At 45.4% G+C, this 19,797-nt stretch carries 16 protein-coding genes; 8 read left to right on the top strand and 8 right to left on the bottom strand.

Translation table 11 applies throughout. The features are described from left to right. Positions 1-469 precede the first annotated feature (469 nt). The 4 genes from MSG35_RS15215 to ebgR all read right to left on the bottom strand — a co-directional run bounded on the left by MSG35_RS15215 (position 470) and on the right by ebgR (position 6,972). Entirely contained in the window at positions 470-1,894 is a 1,425-nt protein-coding gene (locus MSG35_RS15215) for an amino acid permease (protein ID WP_048605567.1), read from the bottom strand. 198 nt (positions 1,895-2,092) lie between these two features. Next, positions 2,093-2,545, bottom strand: a complete 453-nt coding sequence (locus MSG35_RS15210; RefSeq protein WP_050644914.1) for a beta-galactosidase subunit beta — start codon at positions 2,543-2,545, stop codon at positions 2,093-2,095. A 3-nt stretch (positions 2,546-2,548) separates the two neighbouring features. Continuing rightward, entirely contained in the window at positions 2,549-5,665 is a 3,117-nt protein-coding gene (ebgA, locus tag MSG35_RS15205; protein WP_248384460.1) for a beta-galactosidase subunit alpha, read from the bottom strand. Positions 5,666-5,988: 323 nt separating this feature from the next. Then, positions 5,989-6,972 (bottom strand): transcriptional regulator EbgR, encoded by a 984-nt coding sequence (gene ebgR / locus MSG35_RS15200; protein WP_017069515.1) that lies wholly within the window; start codon positions 6,970-6,972, stop codon positions 5,989-5,991. Positions 6,973-7,364: 392 nt separating this feature from the next. Between ebgR and galE the strand changes: the two genes are divergently transcribed. The 4 genes from galE (at position 7,365) to galM (ending at position 12,167) form a co-directional block, all read left to right on the top strand. After that, complete coding sequence (galE, locus tag MSG35_RS15195; RefSeq protein WP_017070355.1) at positions 7,365-8,375, top strand: UDP-glucose 4-epimerase GalE; 1,011 nt, start codon at positions 7,365-7,367, stop codon at positions 8,373-8,375. A gap of 193 nt (positions 8,376-8,568) precedes the next feature. Next, positions 8,569-9,624: a UDP-glucose--hexose-1-phosphate uridylyltransferase gene (locus MSG35_RS15190; protein WP_016784956.1), complete on the top strand. Its 1,056-nt coding sequence runs from the start codon at positions 8,569-8,571 to the stop codon at positions 9,622-9,624. 191 nt (positions 9,625-9,815) lie between these two features. Then, positions 9,816-10,976 (top strand): galactokinase, encoded by a 1,161-nt coding sequence (galK, locus tag MSG35_RS15185; RefSeq protein WP_048612261.1) that lies wholly within the window; start codon positions 9,816-9,818, stop codon positions 10,974-10,976. Positions 10,977-11,087: 111 nt separating this feature from the next. After that, on the top strand, positions 11,088-12,167 hold the full coding sequence (gene galM / locus MSG35_RS15180; RefSeq protein ID WP_248384459.1) for a galactose-1-epimerase: 1,080 nt from the start codon (positions 11,088-11,090) through the stop codon (positions 12,165-12,167). Between the two features lie 219 nt (positions 12,168-12,386). Here galM and MSG35_RS15175 read toward each other — a convergent pair whose 3' ends face one another. Further along, positions 12,387-13,385, bottom strand: coding sequence for a substrate-binding domain-containing protein (locus tag MSG35_RS15175; RefSeq protein WP_048612259.1), 999 nt, complete (start codon positions 13,383-13,385; stop codon positions 12,387-12,389). Between the two features lie 197 nt (positions 13,386-13,582). On the opposite strand from MSG35_RS15175, the gene MSG35_RS15170 reads away from it, so the two are divergent. Next, entirely contained in the window at positions 13,583-13,915 is a 333-nt protein-coding gene (locus MSG35_RS15170) for a tRNA-binding protein (RefSeq protein WP_017060796.1), read from the top strand. A gap of 46 nt (positions 13,916-13,961) precedes the next feature. On the opposite strand, the gene MSG35_RS15165 is transcribed toward MSG35_RS15170, so the two are convergent. Then, positions 13,962-14,516: a gamma-glutamylcyclotransferase family protein gene (locus tag MSG35_RS15165; protein WP_248384458.1), complete on the bottom strand. Its 555-nt coding sequence runs from the start codon at positions 14,514-14,516 to the stop codon at positions 13,962-13,964. 288 nt (positions 14,517-14,804) lie between these two features. Between MSG35_RS15165 and MSG35_RS15160 the strand changes: the two genes are divergently transcribed. Then, positions 14,805-15,989, top strand: a complete 1,185-nt coding sequence (locus MSG35_RS15160) for an NnrS family protein (RefSeq protein WP_248384457.1) — start codon at positions 14,805-14,807, stop codon at positions 15,987-15,989. 67 nt (positions 15,990-16,056) lie between these two features. On the opposite strand, the gene MSG35_RS15155 is transcribed toward MSG35_RS15160, so the two are convergent. Beyond that, positions 16,057-17,064: an adenosine deaminase gene (locus MSG35_RS15155; RefSeq protein WP_248384456.1), complete on the bottom strand. Its 1,008-nt coding sequence runs from the start codon at positions 17,062-17,064 to the stop codon at positions 16,057-16,059. Positions 17,065-17,418: 354 nt separating this feature from the next. Between MSG35_RS15155 and MSG35_RS15150 the strand changes: the two genes are divergently transcribed. After that, positions 17,419-17,736 carry a DUF3622 domain-containing protein gene (locus tag MSG35_RS15150; RefSeq protein ID WP_017056240.1) on the top strand — a complete coding sequence of 106 codons (318 nt, stop codon included), beginning with the start codon at positions 17,419-17,421 and terminating at the stop codon, positions 17,734-17,736. A gap of 203 nt (positions 17,737-17,939) precedes the next feature. Here the strand turns inward: MSG35_RS15150 and MSG35_RS15145 are convergent, their stop codons facing one another. Then, a complete protein-coding gene (locus MSG35_RS15145) occupies positions 17,940-18,986 on the bottom strand; it encodes a succinylglutamate desuccinylase/aspartoacylase family protein (RefSeq protein ID WP_017060792.1) in 1,047 nt (348 codons plus the stop codon). Positions 18,987-19,257: 271 nt separating this feature from the next. Here MSG35_RS15145 and MSG35_RS15140 point away from each other — a divergent pair, with 271 nt between their 5' ends. Further along, a complete protein-coding gene (locus tag MSG35_RS15140) occupies positions 19,258-19,797 on the top strand; it encodes a DUF3332 family protein (protein WP_048605541.1) in 540 nt (179 codons plus the stop codon).

The raw sequence follows: 19,797 nt of genomic DNA, 5'->3' as shown, positions 1-19,797 counted from the left end.
TTTGTTTTGTCAGGGTTGGCTCATTGTTGTTTTTATAGATTTACGATCGGACTTCTTTGGGCTTTTTCTCTCTGGTTTTTCAGTAAAGTTATTACCAAAACAAAGAGTTAAAGGTTAAGAAGTTCATTGAAGAGATTGCTTGTTTCATGAGCGACGATTTATAAGGCTTGTAGGGGCTTTGTGTCGCTTTTTTATATGAATCAGTTTGTCTCTTCAGCAAGAAGATTAAAGATTAAGCGGCGGGAAGTTAATCGAAATTGATCAAATATGTGACCTTGAGTAAATAAATTTAGTTAATATTTTACCTTGGTTTTTATTCGAGTTTTATTACCTATTAATTGGTGTTTTTCGTGAACTGAAACCTTGACGGAACGTCGTTTTTATTTCTTGGTTTGTCATTTAATTGTCTGATTTAAAACAAAAAAAAGCGCCTTGGTAGGCGCTTTTAAAGTTGGGGGGAATCAGAGAGCTACGATTGCTTAGCTGTTTCTAGCTTTGCGTCTTTACCTGCCTGCTTTTTTTCAAAGCGAGAGATCCACCACCAAGCAAGACCAGAGAATACCGCTGTCATGAAGACGTTGATGAAGAAGGCTTGAACAAGGTCAACACCTGTCGGGAATGCCGATGCTGTCATGCTCACAACGAAGATACCAATCAGTACCGAAACCACTGCCATACCTTGAACTCGAGTACCCATGCGGAAATCACGCGGTGTGTCGTCATGCTTCAAGCGGAATACAAAGTACGCCACCATGATGAAGATCGGTGGAAGCATTGCTGTACCAGCGGTTAGGTTGATTGCTGTGTTCATCATGTCTTGTACTGATTCAGAGCCGAAGCCGTTCACCACAAGCATCACGAATACAAACGCGAACTGCCACCAAGCTGCACGTACTGGCACGCCGTGTTCGTTAAGCTCTGTTGTCTTCTCGCCGTAAACACCTTTAGGAATTTCAGAGAAGTGAATTTTTACTGGAGCTGCTGTCCACATCATCATCGAACCGAACATGGCAACGAATAGGATAATGCCGACGAAGCGACCCGTTAGAGATTGTGAAATGTCGAAGTAGTTCGCCATACCTGTGAAGATTTCAACCATGCCGCCAGCGTAGGTCAGTTCATCACGAGCAACGAATACGTTTACCAGTAGAGAGCCAACTGCGTACATTGCGCCGATTGCGATACCTGCACCAATGATAACCTTGATGAAAGACTTGTGACCGCCCTTAACATCGTTTAGGTAAGCGGCTGCGGTTTCTGCACCACCGGCTGCTTGGAAGATCCAACACATGATACCTAGCGTTGCCCAGTTGATGGTCGGTGTCATTGCTTCAAGCGTGATTGGTTCTACTGGCTCATGGTTGCCGCCCAGTGCCATTAGTGCACCGATAACGTAGATTGCAAACAGAGCGAATACACCGTAGGCCACGATCTCGGCAATCTTACCTAGCCAACTCGCGCCTTTGGTTGAGATGTGTGTCGCTGCTGCAAACAGAGCAATCGAGATAGCCGATGTGACGACTGGCGAGAAGGCGTATTCATAGCCCAACATCGCGTAAGACGCATAAGCGATTACGTTTGGTAGCAGAGATACAAACCAGAAAAGGTTTACGAACCAGTATAGGAACGAACCTAGGTAGGCTGCTTTTGAGCCCAGCGGTTTTTTAAGCCAGTCATACATGCCTGACTCAGAATTTTTATTTGCAGATACGAATTCAGCAATAATGAACACGAATGGAATGAAGTAAATAAGGGTCGCGAGCAAAAAGATAGGAGCAGAACTCAATCCCAATTCGATGTTGTTGTTTACAATGTTGCGAACGTTAAATACCGCTGCAAATGTCATGGAGAGTAGGGCAAATTTGCCTAACTTACCGCGTACAGATTCAGACATAGTGTCCTCCAAGGGTCACGTAATTATAGTCGTTATATCTTTAAGCTTCCTTGTAGGGAAGAAGCATAAAGGCGTTTGCAGTGTGGCTGAGTCTTGAACGGCAAGCCTCAGTCACACTGTGAATAGATCTTGTGGTTGCTACTTTCAGCTGTTTGGCTTCGGTAGCTTAATATCGGTTACTTATTTAGCTTCCGTTACTTACTTATTAAGGAAGTAGCCGTCTTCAATGGTCACTTTCAGCACCACTTTGCGAACTCGGTTATCACCGTGAAAGCGGTAAGCTTTGCTGTTATCAAAGATTGCTACTTGGCCTTCAACTAACTCACGAGTCTCGCCGTTACCCATGAGGTGTTCACGGTCGGTTTCATCGCTGTAAGCTTGGGTCTGTTCAAGCTGAGACTTATCAGCGAACTCAACCGTTTCACGACCTTCCAAGTAGTAGTGCACATCGAAGTAACGGCGGTTACCGGTGAAGTTTTCTGTGTTACGAGCCACGCCGTCTTCAATCATGTAAGCCAGTGAGTCACCAATGGAATACATCACGCCATCTTTGATTTTGCCGATGTTTTCAATCGCTTCTACACAGCGCTGCCATTTACGACCGTCGCGGTAAACGACTTTAAATTGCTCTAGGTTGTCTAAAACGATCATCGCTTATGCCTCGTTCTGTTGTGGTTGAGTTGTTGGCGTATTCGCCGTGAAGAACTCGTCACCAAAGTTGTGATTGATTAGGTGTTGTGCGTCGCAATCGCCTGCTTGGAATGGAATCAGAGTTAGGCCGTAGCGGAACTCGTCCATGTACACGCGGTAAGAATCCAACACTTCGCTGCCCCAAGAATTTGAGCCTAAGCCCATCACTTGGTGATCTAGGTTTAGGGTGATGTAGCCACTCTTCTCTAGTTCAATAGTGTGCTGTGCTTGATGCAGGTTTTGGTTGGTGTAGAACCATGCGCTGAAGTTGATTTCTTGCTGTGGTTTTACTGCAATACCATTACCCGCACGGCTTGAAAGCGCAGCCCAACGAACGTGTTGGCGGTTGCCGTTGTTTTGTGGGAACGGGTAGTTCTCGAACATGTCAGCCACGGTTGATTGGTAAACATCAATCATGTTGGCTTGCTTGCTGTCTTGGTAGTTCTCTTCAGGGCCGCGGCCGTAGTATTGAACTTGGTCGAAGTCGCCGTTAATGCCCATGTCGAAACCAATGACTGGAATCACGTGAGGGTAATCACCGTAACGCTCGCCGCTCAGTTCAACGTTTAGCTGACCTTCAGCACTGATCTGGTAGCGATATTCACAACGCATACCGAAATCAAATACTGGTGGAGCAATGATGCTGGTGGTGGTGATCTCTACCTTGCCGTTTACCTGCTCGACATTCACGCACTCAAGGTCAATGCTACGGAAGTGTTCCTGCATGATCTGTAGGTGTGCTGGCTCCCAGTAACCATCGTGCTCTTGCTTATGGTTATCGATCATTGGCTTGAAGAAGTTCAGCTTAGGCTCAGACTTAATCAGTTCCTCGCCATTGACTAACCATGATGTCAGTTTACCGTTCACTTTCGAGAAGTTCAGAGCAAAGTTGTGGCCTTTGATTAGGTAGGCTAAGCGAGACTCTTCAACATTCAGTGCTGTCGCATTGTTGTTGGTGAAGGCTTCAAGTTGTGCTGTGTTCTCTTTCACTTGGAACTGATAAACCGCGATGTCGTGGTTCGCTTCGCTGTATGAAGTACGAGAATCCTTGCGAACCGTAAAGTTCACAAACACTTCACGCTCATCAAGCTGTGGCAAGTTAAGTGTCAGTTCGCGGCTAGAGTTTTCAGCCAGTTCTTCAACCTTGATGTGCTCTACAGCAATGGTCTCACCCTCAGCGCGGATTTCCGCAGTGATGGTGTAGTCATTGATGTTTGAGAACCAAAGCTTGTTGTCTACCGTGAAGGTGCCGGTTTGTGCATCGAAATCGCGAAGCTTCACTGGGGCAATCACTTGCTTGTACTCTTTCAAGCCAGGGCCTGGCGTTTGGTCTGGGTAGATCAAGCCATCCATGCAGAAGTTGTAGTTGTTCGGATAGTCACCGTAGTCACCGCCGTATTTGTAGAATTCTGTGCCTGCTTCATCACGCGCTAGAATGCCGTGGTCACACCATTCCCAAACATAGTGACCTTGAATTGCGTCATGCTTGTAGAACACGTTTTGGTATTCAGTTAAACCACCCGGGCCGTTACCCATTGCGTGTGCGTATTCGCAGATGATGCGTGGTTTTTCGTGTGGGAACTCACCGAAGGCATTCATCAGTTGAGCGCGTGAGTACATGGTTGAAATGATGTCGACCACTTCAGCATCACGGTCTTCTTCATAGTGAACCAGACGCGTGTCATCAATTGCTTTTGCAGCATCGTACATAGAGCGGATGTTGCAGCCGTAACCAGACTCGTTACCTAGAGACCACATGATGATAGAAGGGTGGTTCTTTTGAGCGTGGATATGACGTTCGATACGTTCAACAAACACCGCTTCCCACGCAGCATCGTTAGTGATGCGGCTTAGGTCGCCAACGTTAGCAAAGCCGTGTGTTTCAACATCGGTTTCGCCCATCACGAATAGGCCGTAGATATCACACAGTTCGTAGAATCGTGGATCGTTCGGGTAGTGTGCAGTACGTACTGAGTTGATGTTGTGTTGCTTCATCAACACTAAGTCTTTCTCTACGCGATCCATGCCTACAGCACGACCTTTCAGGTGGTCGTTGTCGTGACGGTTCACGCCGTGCAGCATCACGTATTTGTTGTTGATGTAGAACAAACCATCACGAACTTTAATGTCGCGGAAACCAACTCGCTGTGGAATCACTTCCAACACCTTGCCGTCAGCGTCTTTCAGCGTCAGCAGCAGTTGGTACAGGTAAGGGTTCTCAGCGTTCCATTGAACAGGGTTAACCACATCAATAGAGAATTGAGTATTCGTATTGCCATCGACACTTAAGTTATCTACTGAGCCTTGCGAGATAACTTGGCTGCCATCAAGCAATGCGTACTCAAGGGTTGCGTTTGCCGCTGCTGCTAGGTTTTCTAGTTCCACTTTGCACGACAGGGTCGCGCTTTGGTAAGCGTCGTCGAAGTCAGTGCGAACGGTAACGTCTTGAACGTGCAGTTGTTCTTTACCTACTAGATAAACATCACGGAAGATACCGCCCGTCCACCACATGTCTTGGTCTTCAATGTAGGTGGAGTCGGCCCACTGCATCACACGAATAGAAAGTAGGTTGTTGCCTGCTTTTACCTGGCTAGAGATATCGAACTCAGCGGTTAGGCGGCTGCCTTTGCTGAAGCCCACGTATTCGCCGTTTACGTAAACTTCGAAGTAAGTTTCAACGCCATCAAATTTGATGATGGTTTGTTTCTCGTCCCAGCTTTCGCTAAGGAAGAAAGAGCGTTGGTATGCGCCGGTTGGGTTGTCTGATGGTACGAAAGGCACATCAATTGGGAATGGGAAACCTTCATCTGTGTATTGAAGATCGCCGTGGCCTTCCATTTGCCACATGTTTGGAACCGTGATGTTTCCCCAGCCGCTCATTTCTTGAGAATAGAACTCTTCAGGAACCAATAGCGGATTGGTGAAATAGCTGAAATTCCATTGACCACTCAATAGTTGGAAGTGGCTGCTCAGTTCACGCTGAAACGTTTTTGCATTTTTTTCTGATGCGTACGAGAAGAAGTATGCACGCGGTGCCATACGGTTCTCATGTAAGTTCAGGAAGTTTTCCCAGTTGTTCACGTTGCCTCTCTCTCGGTCTGAATGCAGTTTGCTGACCGACGTTCTTATGCGTAATTGGGTCGTAGTGAATACGAGTATTTTGGACTGAGGTAATTATTAGTAAAAGTTTTACTAAATGAAATTAGTGAAAACGTTTTACTTTAACTTCATCACGTTTTTTATGGTCTTTTTACGGTGCTGTGTGATCCACTTAAAAGAATGCTATTGGCTGTTTAATGCAGCAGGTTAAAGAGGGGAATATGTGTCGATTGATGTATGTGACGGGCACAAAAAAGGCCACCTTCAACAAAGGTAGCCTTTATTTATCTACTTGATATATTTAATTATTTTGTTGTATCGCGCAGCTTGAGTTTGCTTGGTACATAGACACGTAGTGGGATGGTTCGGCCGTCGCGTACTTTCTCGATCAGCAGGTTAACGCCTTGAATTCCCATCAGTTCAGAGTGAATACGAACAGTTGATAAAGATGGGAAGGTAAATTTAGCTGTTGGGATGTCGTTTACACTGATCAGCGCAATATCTTCAGGAATGTTTAATCCGTGCTCATGAACTGCTCGTAAAACGCCAATTGCGATGGAATCTGACGCAATAAACATGGCTTTAGGGTAGTCGCCCGTCGCGAGCATCTGTTTTGCAAGCTTGTAACCTGATGAGCTAGAGAAGTCACCGCGGTAGATATCTTGCTCACTGACAACATTTTTGAGGCCACCATATTCAGCAAAGGCCACTTCACGAATATCAGGGGTGTTGACGTCGTCTTGGCCACCAATAAAGCCGATGCGCTCATAGCCTTGGTTGATAAAGAAGTTGGTGATCTCTTTGCTGATCAAAGCCAGGTCGATATCGACAGAGTCATAAGGTTCTGAGTGATCGGTAAAATCGACATAACAGATATTATCGCTCAGCTTTTTAGCTTGCTCGATAACCTCTGGTGTCATTCTTCCTACCAAAAGAACACCTGTGATCGGTGCTGAATTGATCTGTATTTTACTTTCATAACAGTTGGTTAGCTTAACTTCCATCTTTTCACATTGGGTTTCAATCCCGTGGCGAATCGATAGGTAGTAAGGGTCGTTAACTTCCGCTTCTTGTTTGTAGTTATACAGTGCTAGGAAGTGATGGTTTTGTTTTTTACTGCTAACGGTTTTTCGTGAGCTGCTGGTTTTGTATTCCAACTTCTCTGCAATTTCAAAGATACGCCTCTTGGTCTCTTCCTTGACGCTTAATGTTGGATCTTCATTGAGAACCCTTGAAACTGTAGCCAATGATACATTCGCTTCAGTCGCGATATCTTTTAACGTTGCCATACTCACTTCCTGTTATTGGAACATTGCGCTGCTTTGAAATTGGTATTTAGTAAAAAGCAATGCACCTCTTTATTCTACAAACCTATTGTAATCAAACTGGACGTCATTGCATTAACTTTTAGTAAAATAAATCTCCAACTCATCTGTGATGTCTCAAATCTAACTATCTATAATTATCTTATTAAAATTCAATGAATTAGAGGTTAACAGCTATACATTTCCTCTATGTCATGAACAGTACCAATGATTAAAGTTAGTGTAAACGTTTACACTTCGTGGTTTTGATCACAGAATTATAGTCAAAATGGCTGCTACTATTTCTGACATACGGTGCTACTGAGCTGAATGTCAGTTCGAGTTAGCCCACGAATGACGACAAAGAGAGGTTGATTGTGAAAGTACTGGTTACGGGCGGCATGGGTTACATCGGAAGTCATACATGCATTCAAATGATACAGGCGGGTATGGAGCCGATCATTGTTGATAACCTTTGCAACAGCAAAGAGCTAGTGCTGGAACGAATCGAGTCGTTAACTGGCAAGCGACCAACATTTTATCTTGGCGACATTCGTGACCAATCTTTTCTAGATAGCGTGTTTTCAGAAAACGATATCCAAGCGGTGATTCACTTTGCTGGCCTGAAAGCGGTAGGGGAGTCGGTGGCTAAGCCTTTGGAGTACTACGATAACAACGTTAATGGATCATTGGTGTTAGCTCGAAGCATGAAGAAAGCGGGCGTGAAAAGCATCGTATTTAGTTCTTCGGCTACCGTTTACGGCGATCCAGAAGTAGTACCTATTACTGAAACTTCACCAACTGGCGCGACAACCAACCCTTATGGTCGCAGCAAATATATGGTGGAAGAGTGCTTGAGCGATCTGTTCAACGCGGAGAACGATTGGAGCGTGACTTTACTGCGTTACTTCAATCCAGTCGGCGCACACCCATCGGGCACTATGGGTGAAGACCCACAAGGTATCCCAAATAATTTAATGCCGTTTATTGCTCAAGTAGCCGTCGGTCGCCGTGAAAAACTGGCTGTTTTTGGAAACGATTACCCAACAGTCGATGGCACAGGCGTTCGTGACTATATTCATGTAATGGATTTAGCGGACGGTCACGTCGCAGCACTAAAAGTGGTTGGTGAGAAAGCGGGCTTACACATTTACAACCTAGGTACGGGCAAAGGCTCAAGTGTACTCGAGATGGTTGAAGCCTTCGCACAAGCATCGGGCAAACCGGTTCCTTATGAGCTTTGTCCACGCCGTGCTGGTGACATTGCCGAATGTTGGGCAAGCACTGAAAAAGCAGAGCGCGAGCTTGGCTGGAAGGCGACGCGTAGCGTGATGGAGATGACGGCGGATACGTGGAATTGGCAGTCGAATAATCCACAAGGTTACTAAGTAACTTTTAGGTTATTGAGAAAAGAGATTCCAGATATCTCGTACCTCGATTCTGGAATGACGAATTTAAAAACTACGATTTCTGAACGTCATTCCCTACAGCGAGGCACGAGCGTGATAGGGAATCTCCTTGTAGAAGAATTATTCATCTTGGTGAATTGACCAAGACACAAAATTTGAGAGCAATCTAAACATGTCAAAAGTTGAATTTAACCCAGTAGACCACCCGCATCGTCGTTATAACCCATTAACGGGTCAGTGGATCTTAGTATCACCGCACCGAGCAAAACGTCCTTGGAGTGGCCAAGATGAAAAACCATCGACTGCGCAGCTTCCTGCGTATGAGAAAGAGTGTTTCTTGTGCCCAACCAATACACGTATCTCGGGTGACGAAAACCCAGATTACGACGGCACTTACGTATTCAGTAATGATTTCGCGGCGTTGATGCCTGATTCACCTGATGCTCCAGAGTCTGAAAACCCTCTATTCAAGACTCAAGGTGTTCGCGGGTTGAGCCGCGTGATCTGTTTTTCTCCGGACCACAGCAAAACGCTGCCAGAGTTACCAGTAAACAAGATTCGCGGTGTTATCGACACATGGAATGAACAGATTGAAGAGCTAGGTAAAGACTACCTATGGGTTCAAGCGTTTGAAAACAAAGGTGAGACCATGGGCTGTTCTCAGCCACACCCACACGGTCAAATCTGGGCAAACAGCTTTTTACCCAACGAAATTGAACGCAAAGAGAAACTGTTAAAAGAGTACTTCGAACAACAAGGTTCGAATCTTTTAGTGGATTACGTTGAAGCTGAAATGAAAGACGGTTCTCGCACTGTGGTTGAAACTGAACATTGGATTGCTGTGGTTCCTTATTGGGCGGCGTGGCCATTTGAAACCATGTTGCTACCAAAAACACACATCCGCCGTATGAGCGAACTGACTGATGAACAACGTGATGATCTAGCGCTTGCGATTAAGAAGCTGACCAGTCGTTACGACAACTTATTCCAGTGCTCATTCCCTTACTCAATGGGCTGGCACTATGCACCGTTCTTCGAAGAAGGTACGGATATCGATCACTGGCAGCTGCATGCATTGTTCTACCCGCCACTGTTGCGCAGCGCTTCGGTTCGTAAATTCATGGTCGGCTACGAAATGTTGGCTGAGTCTCAGCGTGATTTAACCGCAGAACAAGCGGCGCAGCGTCTGCGTGATTTGAGTGACGTTCACTACAAAGAGCAGGAATAGCCTGTTTCGTAGATGACGAGCGAGATTCCTGATATCTCGTCTCTCGATTCTGGAATGACGGCAGGTGAGAAGCCGATGTTGTCATTCCCTACCGTGAGAGACGAACGAGATAGGGGATCTAAAAGAGTTAAAGTGGTGCCGTAAAGGGGCCATAACCAATTGAACAAAGAGTTTAACCAGAGAGTTTACTTATGTCTGATCTAATCCAAAACGTGAAAGCATCTTTTGAGCAAGTCCTTGGTTACCAAGCGACTCATATTATCCAAGCACCAGGTCGTGTGAACCTGATCGGCGAGCACACTGACTACAACGATGGTTTTGTTCTACCGTGTGCCATTAACTACCAAACGGTAGTCGCAGCGGCTAAGCGTGACGACAACATTGTACGCGTAGTATCAGTGGACTACGGCAATGCAGTCGATGAGTTCGACCTAACTCAAGAGATCACCTTCCAACAAGACAAAATGTGGGCTAACTACATTCGTGGTGTGGTGAAGTGCTTAAAAGGTCGCGGCTTTGAATTTACAGGTGCAGACATCTCTGTAACGGGTAACGTACCTCAAGGTGCAGGTTTAAGTTCTTCTGCGGCACTGGAAGTGGTGATTGGTCAAACATTCAAGGTGCTTTACAACCTAGAGATCAGCCAAGCCGAAGTGGCGCTTAATGGCCAACAAGCTGAAAACGAATTCGTTGGCTGTAACTGTGGCATCATGGATCAAATGATCTCTGCAGAAGGTCGCGCAAACCACGCGATGCTTTTGGATTGTCGTAGCCTAGAGACTCAAGCGGTTTCAATGCCAGAAGATATGGCTGTGGTTATCATCAACTCAAACAAGAAACGCGGCTTGGTCGACAGCGAATACAACACACGTCGTGAACAGTGTGAAGAAGCGGCGCGCATCTTTGGTGTTCCGGCACTTCGTGATGTGACTATTGAACAATTCAAAGCGAAAGAGTCTGAGTTAGATGAAATGGTCGCGAAACGTGCTCGTCACGTGATCACTGAAAATGACCGTACCGTTGAAGCGGCTCAAGCTCTGCGTACTCACGACATGAAGCGTATGGGTGAGCTCATGGCTGAATCGCATGCATCAATGCGTGATGATTTTGAAATCACGGTGAAAGAAATCGATACGCTGGTTGATATGGTCAAAGAAGTGATCGGTGAGCAAGGCGGCGTGCGTATGACTGGCGGTGGTTTCGGTGGTTGTATTGTGGCATTGGTTCCACCTGCATTGGTTGATGAAATCAAAACAACCGTTGAACAGAAATATCAAGCGGCGACGGGTCTAAAAGAATCTATTTATGTGTGCCAAGCGAAAGACGGAGCAGGCTTAGTTGAAGTAATCTAACGGCTTCGAGACTTAATATAGAGCTTACCAAGTAAAAAGATCATGGTAGGCCAAATGCTACAGCCTTTACTTCAGGTAGAGGCTTTTTACTGGCACTAGAAGGAATTTAGAATGACACAAGAGCAAAACCTGCATCAATCCATGACGCAGACTCCAGCCTATGATGGCCAACCCGCTCAGTTAGTGACGCTATCAAATACGCATGGCATGCAAGTGACATTCATGGATATTGGTGCAACATGGTTGAGCTGTATCCTGCCAGTAAAAGGAAACAAAAGAGAAGTTTTGTTGGGTGTTAACTCAATGGAGAACTTCGATAAACAAGCCAGCTATATGGGCACAACCGTTGGCCGTTATGCTAACCGCATTGCTAATGGTCGCTTCAAAATTGATGGTCAGAATTACAATCTGGAAACCAACCAAGCGGGCAATACCTTACATGGTGGCCCGAACGGATTTGATAAACGCCGTTGGAATATTGCCGAGCAAACCGAAACGTCAGTGGTGTTCACTCTTGAGTCTGCTGATGGCGACCAAGGATTCCCGGGGAATTTGAATGTGTCGGTGCGTTATGACATCACTGAAGATAATCGAGTTTCCATTAATTACTCTGCAACCACAGACAAGCCGACTGTAGTCAACCTAACGAATCATGCGTACTTCAATCTACTTGGCGCTGAAGCTGGACACGACTGTTTGTCACACATTGTCAGTATCAACGCCAATCAGTTCTTACCGACCAATTCGGTGGGTATTCCGTTAGGTAACCTTAAATCGGTGAAATCGACCAGCTTTGACTTCAATCAGCCTATGATGATCTCAGAGCGTTTGTTGGGCGATGAACAGCAGAAAGCAGCAAAGGGTTACGACCACTCTTTCTTATTGGCTGATGGCTGCAAACGCACTCAATGTGCCGCGACCGTAACCTCACCAGATGCGCTCGTCACACTAAAAGTATTTTCAACCAAACCTGCAATGCAGCTATACACCGGAAACTGGCTTGGTGGCACACCAAACCGAAGTGGTGGCAGCTATGAAGACTACGCTGGTTTGGCGCTAGAAACCCAGTTCTTACCTGACTCTCCTAACCACCCAGAGTGGAAGCAGGACAGTTGTATTCTCAAGCCTGAACAAGAATATAACTACAGTACCTGTTACCAGTTTGAATTTTCGGGGGATTCTTCAAACTAGTACGCTCTAGCTCAAAGCGGTTACGCCAATGTCTTTTGCTTGTGAATAGGACGATGTGAATTATCGCGTTGTTTTTGGGGGATGAGCAAAAGTGGCGCTCAACAAGAGTGCGGTTTATTAAGCGCGATTGTTGAGTATCTGAGTAAGGTAGGAAAGCCCTAACAGAAGCGATTCTGTTAGGGCTTTTTTTTGTTTATTGCTTGATGAGTCGTCCAGAACTTAGACTTTCTCTACCGAATTACGGCGTACCAGAGTTGGAGAGAACATCATTGGTTCAGTAGAGGTGTTTTCACCTTTGGCTAAGTGCAACGCGAGTCGTGTCGCTTTCTCTGCCATCATCTGAATCGGGTAGCGAATAGTGGTGAGCTTTGGATGAACATAGCGGGCAATCAAGCCATCATCGAAACCGATGATCGACATTTTGTCTGGTGCTTGAATACCGTTTTCATCAAGGACAGACAAAGCACCTGCTGCCATGTAATCGTTGTACGCCACAATGCCTGTGATTGGCAGTGACTTAGTCAGAAGGTTGGTCATGGCGTATTCGCCACCGTCACTGGTAGGCGCTGAGTATTCAATATAGCTGTCAGAGAGCGCTATTTTATAATCTGAGAGTGCCGCTAAGTAACCTTGGATACGCTCATCGGCATCTTCAATGCTATGCGAAGAGGCGATACAGGCAATGTTCTGATGGCCATGGCGGATCAGATATTCCGTCGCAAGATATGCGCCTTTCTTGTTGTCCAAGAAAATACAACGGTTGGCAATCTCAGCAATATAACGGTTGATCAGTACTAAGCCTTTGACTTCTTTTGCATAGGCAATCAGTTCTTCGTCTGTCAGGCCTTTCGAGTGGATCACCAGGGCGTCACAACGGCTGTTAATCAGCAACTCAATCGCTTGTCTCTCTTCTTCACGATCGTGTGAGCCATTACCGACAAGGATATGTTTTCCGTTCTCACGAGCGACATTATCGACAGCCTTAACCAGCGTGCCAAAAAAGGGATCGGAGATGTCACCGACCAATACACCAACAGTGTTCGTGCTTTGGCTTACCAGCGCTCGAGCATTGGCATTCGGGCGATAGCCGAGTTTAGACATCGCTTTCGTTACAGACTCTACCGAGCTTGCACTCGCCTTGGGAGACTTGTTGATCACTCGAGATACGGTTGCAACAGAAACACCAGCTTCCTTTGCTACATCTTTAATTGTTGCCATTTTTAACCTCTATACATTGCTGCATCTATTTAACACCGACAATGATAGTAAGGCAACGAAACTCTCATTTTACTTCCAGTAATGAGATCTTTACCGCTTGTAATTATTAGGCTTAATGCTAGTGTAAACATTTACATTTTACTTAATTTTAGTAAATGATTTAATGGGTAAAAATAAACCAATATAGGAAGTGAGAAATGGATACTGTCTCTTATGGTGACTTTGCTAAGTTAGAAATGCGTGTGGGTAAGATCATTGAGGTTGTGCGTCATGAAAACGCCGACAAGCTTTACATCGTGCAAGTGGATGTTGGTGACAAGACGCTGCAAACGGTGACCAGCCTAGTCCCTTACTACACAGAAGAAGAGTTGATGGGTAAGCAGGTTGTTGTTCTGTGCAATCTAGCGAAGGCGAAGATGAGAGGCCACACTTCTGAGTGCATGTTGCTATGTGCAGAAACGGAAGATGAATCTGAAAGTGTATTGCTAACACCTGAACGTGCTATGCCTGCAGGTATTCGTGTCGTTTAAGCTCACTTTAGGTTGGTGAGTCAATGTGTTCACCAACCTAAATCAACTAGCTGCGTACAGTTAGTATCAAGCCATCAATCACACTGTGGTGATGTTCGGAAACCCCAGCAAGGTTGCCGTATTTAGGCTGGTGGCGATCATTTTCTAATGGGTGATGCCAACCTTGTGTGTGTTTAACAAAATGCGCCGCAAAGCTTTCAGACACCTCTAAACATCCTGCTAATACCGTATCGACGTAGGTTTGAACGATAGGGCTGTTTTCGCAAGGTGCTTCAATTTCGTCTTTGATGTAAACCCAGATCGATTGATCCTGTTTGAACTCATCTTGGCTTTCTATCTGAGAGGCCTTTAATTCGATTCGGTGATAACCACGCTCACGGCGATCAAACTCAGCCAGTGCAATATCATCCACCTCAAGCAACACACCATTCACTTGTCCTTCGCCAAGATTGACGATCAAAGGTGATAAGACATAACTGTCATCGATCTTGCTCCAATGGCGAATTAAGCCATGAACAATCGCAGGGATCGCTTGCCCTGTCTGACCGGTAAGCTGGCGTGAAGATGAGTTGATTAAACTGCCATAACCAAAAATATACATCGCATTCCTTGTCTGAGTTGTTCCATTTAAGTCTAGTCTTACTATATGTGGCGAGATACCAAAAGTCAGTAAGTTTCTATTTATACATCTATAGGTCTTTATGACTCTTTTGGTTGTGTTTTTTTGACTTGTTTATTGGCTATTGAATCTCGTGAGTCGCTGTTTTTACTGGTTTTATCTAATTGGCGCGTTTCATGCAAAGTGATCTGCATATTGCATCGGATTTGATGCACACAAAATTTGGTTTAGGTAATACCTTGGCCGCTTATCTGAGAATTAGGAGCGAGTTTGTTAAATATCACAGATAAAAGTGTAGAAGACGCGATTCCAGCCTACCTGCGTTTAGGCTTTCGACCTTTCTTCTTTTTAGGCAGTCTCTATGCCGTGATCGCGATTGTCGCTTGGGTCATCATGTTCCAAAACGGTCAGCCTGAAATGCTAAAAGTACCGGCGCTTTGGTGGCACGTACATGAAATGCTGTTTGGTTTCTCAATGGCGATAGTGGTTGGTTTTGTGTTAACGGCGGTACAAACGTGGACGGGTGTCAACGGCACCAAGCACTATCGATTGGCAGCCTTGGTTGGTTTATGGATCGCACCTCGTATTCTGTTTTGGACCCCCGCGCCGTTATGGTTGATTTCGTCGGTTGAGGCGCTGTTCTTAATCTTCGCCGCCTACGAAATTGGTTTCCGAGTCGTGAAGTCGAAAGGCTGGAAGAATCTATTCTTTGTGCCGCTGTTTATATTGGCTATCGTGGCGAACTTTGCTAGTTACGCGACCATTAAGGGGATGCCTCCATTCCCATCGTCTGCAGTTTGGCAGGCTATGTTGTGGTGGTTTACCTTGCTGTTATCAGTGATGGGTGGGCGAGTGATCCCATTCTTTACGGCGCGTCGTTTTGATTTTGAAAAAGCTCAGCCATTGGTTTGGTTGGAATGGTTAGCGAATCTACCTTTGGTTGGCTTATTTGTATTGAGCTTCTTCCCATTGACCTTTGCTCAAGTAGGTAATGAGTTAATGGTGTTTGCTGGCGTGACTCAGTTAGTTCGCTTTATCCGTTGGAAGCCTTGGACAACCTTGTCTGAGCCTTTGGTGTGGTCACTGCATGCGGCTTACTTGTGTATCCCTCTCAGCTTGCTGTTACGCGGTTTGCTAGACAACCCGTTCGCGAGCCACAACATGCTGCACTTGTTTGCGATTGGTGGTTTGAGTGGGTTAATTCTGGCAATGATTACGCGCGTGACGATGGGGCATACCGGTCGTGCGATCTATAAAGGGCCAAGTATGGCTTTGGCTTTCTCGGCTATTTTTATTGCGGCACTCGTTCGTAGTTTAGGTGTGACATTCTTCCCGGCGTATTTATTTGAGATGGTCAACATCAGTGCCGGTTTATGGACGTTATCATTCGGGCTGTTTATCTGGAAATTTGGGATGATGCTGTTAACGCCAAGGGTGGATGGTCACCCGGGCTAAGCCAATTAATTATCGATTGATATAGAAAGGGAAGCTCAGAGCTTCCCTTTTTGATCGTCATAACTCATCAAGTATTCGCAGCAAGGTATTGGCGTACCTGTGTGATGAGATCTTCTTTGGCATGAGGTGAGATAAAACTGGCTTCGATGGCATTAATGCTGAACTGCGCTAATTCGTTTTTGGTTACTGGGTGAGCATTGGCGACGGCGAGGAAGTTATCATTCATATAGCCGCCGAAGTAAGCCGGATCATCGGAATTGATGGTGACGCACAGCCCTTTTCTCAACAATTCGACGATGTTGTGTTGTTGCATGGTCTCAAACACCTTGAGCTTGGTATTCGACAGCGGACAGACGGTCAGTGGTGTGCGTTTTGCTATTAGCTGTTCCATTAGCTCTTCATCTTCTACACAGCGAACACCATGATCAATACGGGTAATGCCTAGCAAGCTCACTGCGTCGATAATATTTTGTGCTGGGCCTTCCTCTCCGGCGTGTGCGACAGTCAGAAAGCCTTGGTTGATCGCTTCTTGGAATACATGTTTAAACTTCTCTGGCGGATTGCCCTGTTCTGATGAATCTAACCCAACGGCAATGATCTTATCTTTATAAGGAAGGGCTTGTTTGAGTCTTTCAAAAGCGCTGTCTTCATCAAGGTGACGTAGAAAGCACATGATCAGTTGGCTGCTGATGCCAAGTTCTTGCTTTGCTTGATTCAAAGCTCGAGTAATCCCACCAACGATGACTTCAAAGGCAATGCCGCGTTCAGTGTGAGTTTGAGGGTCGAAGAATATCTCAGTATGAACCACATTATCTTGCTGGCACTTGAGTAGATAAGCCCACGTTAGGTCATAGAAATCCTGTTCATGAATCAGCACGTTTGCACCTTGGTAATAGATGTCGAGAAAGGATTGAAGATTGTGGAACTGGTACGCGTCTCGGACTTGGTCAGGGGTCTCAAAGGGAATCGACACGTTATTACGCTTGGCGAGTTGGAACATCAGCTCTGGCTCTAGTGTGCCTTCTATATGTAAGTGCAGCTCAACTTTGGGTAAATTTTTGATGAAGCTATCCATAGCAACTCCTTAGCTATTTTAATTATGGGCGGAGTAGGTGAGACAGTAGAGTCTATAAACCTGAGTAAGCAGGTATCTCTTTCATTTATCTCTGTTTGAGCATAGTCCATTTCATTGTTGTCGATAAAACAGGACAGAAGTTGATGGTGAACCGAGAGTTACGAACCGATTGAAATCAGGCGCAAACGATTTGCAGCATTGGAGTGTGATCCGCTGCAAATATTTGCAGCAATATTCATTGATTTGTGCTCTAATACCGCGCTTACCAAGGGATGGTGTTAAAAGATGCTCACTTAGATGGAGTTATCAAAGTTGACCGATCCCTTAATGATCTCCCTTAGGAAAAAATAGAACATGTCTAAGAACAAAAAATTTGATATCCGCCTTACAGAAAAACGCAACGGTTGGTGTGCAGAGATTACTCGTCAAGTAACGTCTCGCAGCACTACAGTATCTAAGCGTGAGTCTGGTTTCGAAACTGAAGCTCTAGCACAAGAGTGGGCAGAGAAAGAGCTAGCATCTTTCATCGCTAACCAAGCTGAACGTAACGAGCGTAAATCAGAGCAGCGTAAAGAGCGTGACGAACTACGTCACACTAAAGAGCTTAAAGCTGAGCAAGCACGTGAAGCACGCGCTAAAGCTCGTGCAGAAGAGCAAGAAGACGCTGAATAATTCAGTGCATGACTAATTTATAGATCCCTTAATTTTAAGATAAGGGATTTGTGAAAAAAAAGCCCCGATACAACTTTTTTCTTTCTAGTTAAAAGTGTATTGGGGCTTTTTAGTTTGTGGAGTTCTGTTTTATTGTGTTTAAGAGCACTGTTTTGGCTTCTCGCTTTTAACGTCGAGCTCTTAAAATTTTAAGCATTGTCTGATCAGTTATTCAGTGCAGTTAGCCAATCGTCTTCTGCCACTTCTTCAATGTAGCTTTCTACTGATTGTCCGACTTCTTCATCGTCTTGCTTGAAGTAAGCGATGTGGAACACAGCATCACCTTCGTTGACCAAAGGTAGAGTTTGCTGACCAATCACGATACCGCCTTTGGTTGTGATCACTTGGCCTTCTTGGTGACCCAATGGAGAGCTGATGTAAGCAAGGGTTTGTCCTGCTTCAACCTGTTCGCCAAGTCTTACCATGTTACGCAAAATACCGTCTGATTCAGCGCGGATCCAGCTGGTGGATTTACTCAATACTGGCTCGGGTAACTTCTTACGGTTAGGGCGCAGCATGCCGATTTCTTTCATCACTTGATGTACGCCAAGGTAACCCGCACGAATCGCTAGGTGATCAAAACGCAGCGCTTCACCACCTTCGTAAGTTAATACAGGAATACCCAGTTTTTCCGCTTCGCTACGCAGTGAACCGTCGCGCAGTGGAGAATCAATAATCACGGGTGTTGCGAACGCTTTTGCGATGCGCAGTGTTTCAGGGTTCGATAGGTTTGCACGAATCTGTGGCAGATTGGTACGGTGAATCGCGCCCGTGTGCAGATCCAGAATGTAATCACAGTGCTTTGCCACGTTCTCGAAGAAGGTGTAAGCGATGCGTGATGTTAGCGATCCTTTCTCACTGCCAGGGAAGCAACGGTTTAGGTCACGACGGTCTGGTAGGTAACGAGATTTATGGATAAAGCCAAATACGTTAACGATAGGCACAACAATTAATGTCCCTTTCAGTTTCTTTGGATCAATCGCATTGGTCAGTTGTCGTGCAATCTCAACACCGTTTAGCTCATCGCCGTGGATAGCCGCATTTACCATCAGTGTTGGGCCTGCTTGGCGACCGTGAATAATTTCAATCGGGATCGAAAGTGGAGAATGCGTGTAAAGCTGAGCCGCTTGCAGTTCAATCTCCATTCGCTGTCCTGGCTGAACAGTATAACCAAGTAATTCGAATGGTTGATTAGGTTTTAGTCTTGCCATTTAGGTTGTTCTCAACATGGTGATAATTCGTTAACACGGAATGTAGCAATCGTTGATTTTTAGTACGAATCAATCGCTTTACGGTGACGACAAAAGTTTTTTATGAAGGGGCTTCTGAATTGGTTTCAGTTTTTTATTTGGCTAATTGAAGGGTGTTTCAAATTGTGAATTTTCTGACAATACATTGATTTAGCGCTGATATTTGTCATTCAGTTCGTTGGTATTATCCACCGCCATTTTTTGGCGGCCAAATTTAAATATTGAGATCAAAATGAAAAAAACAATTTCAAAAGTTGTAGCACTAGCGGTGGTATCTGTTGCTTTATCTGGTTGTGTTGGTAGCAACGCAGTAACGGGTTACCTAATGAAGTTCAACATCAAGGCTGTTGATAACCGTTACGCTCGTGGTGGTTTGAACATGCTACTTGCACCTGCATACGGTCTAACAGTTGCTGCCGATTACCTAGTATTCAACTCACTGGAGTTCTGGACAGGTAGCAACCCACTAACAGGTGCTCCGCACATCTTTGATACTAAGACTGATACTTACCTAGACATCAACCACCAACTTGATCCGTCTCTAACGGAAGCGCCAGTGGGTCCTATCACGAGTGCAGATGTGATCGAAAAAGGTCAAATGCAGCAGATTGATGAAAACACGATCCAAATGGACATTACTTACCAGTCTGGTGAGCGTGCGACGTTAATCGGTGTTCGTGATGGCGAGATGGTGACGTACTTCATCGATGGCGAAGTTGTGGCACAAACTTCAATTGATGAGTTAGAAAGCTACGCGGCTTCACGCGCTTAA

It is taken from the genome of Vibrio sp. 1CM23M, assembly GCF_023161755.1.
Lineage (GTDB): Bacteria > Pseudomonadota > Gammaproteobacteria > Enterobacterales > Vibrionaceae > Vibrio > Vibrio coralliirubri.
The sequence above is the reverse complement of the archived record's forward strand: the minus strand, read 5'-3'. Positions and strand labels throughout refer to the sequence as shown.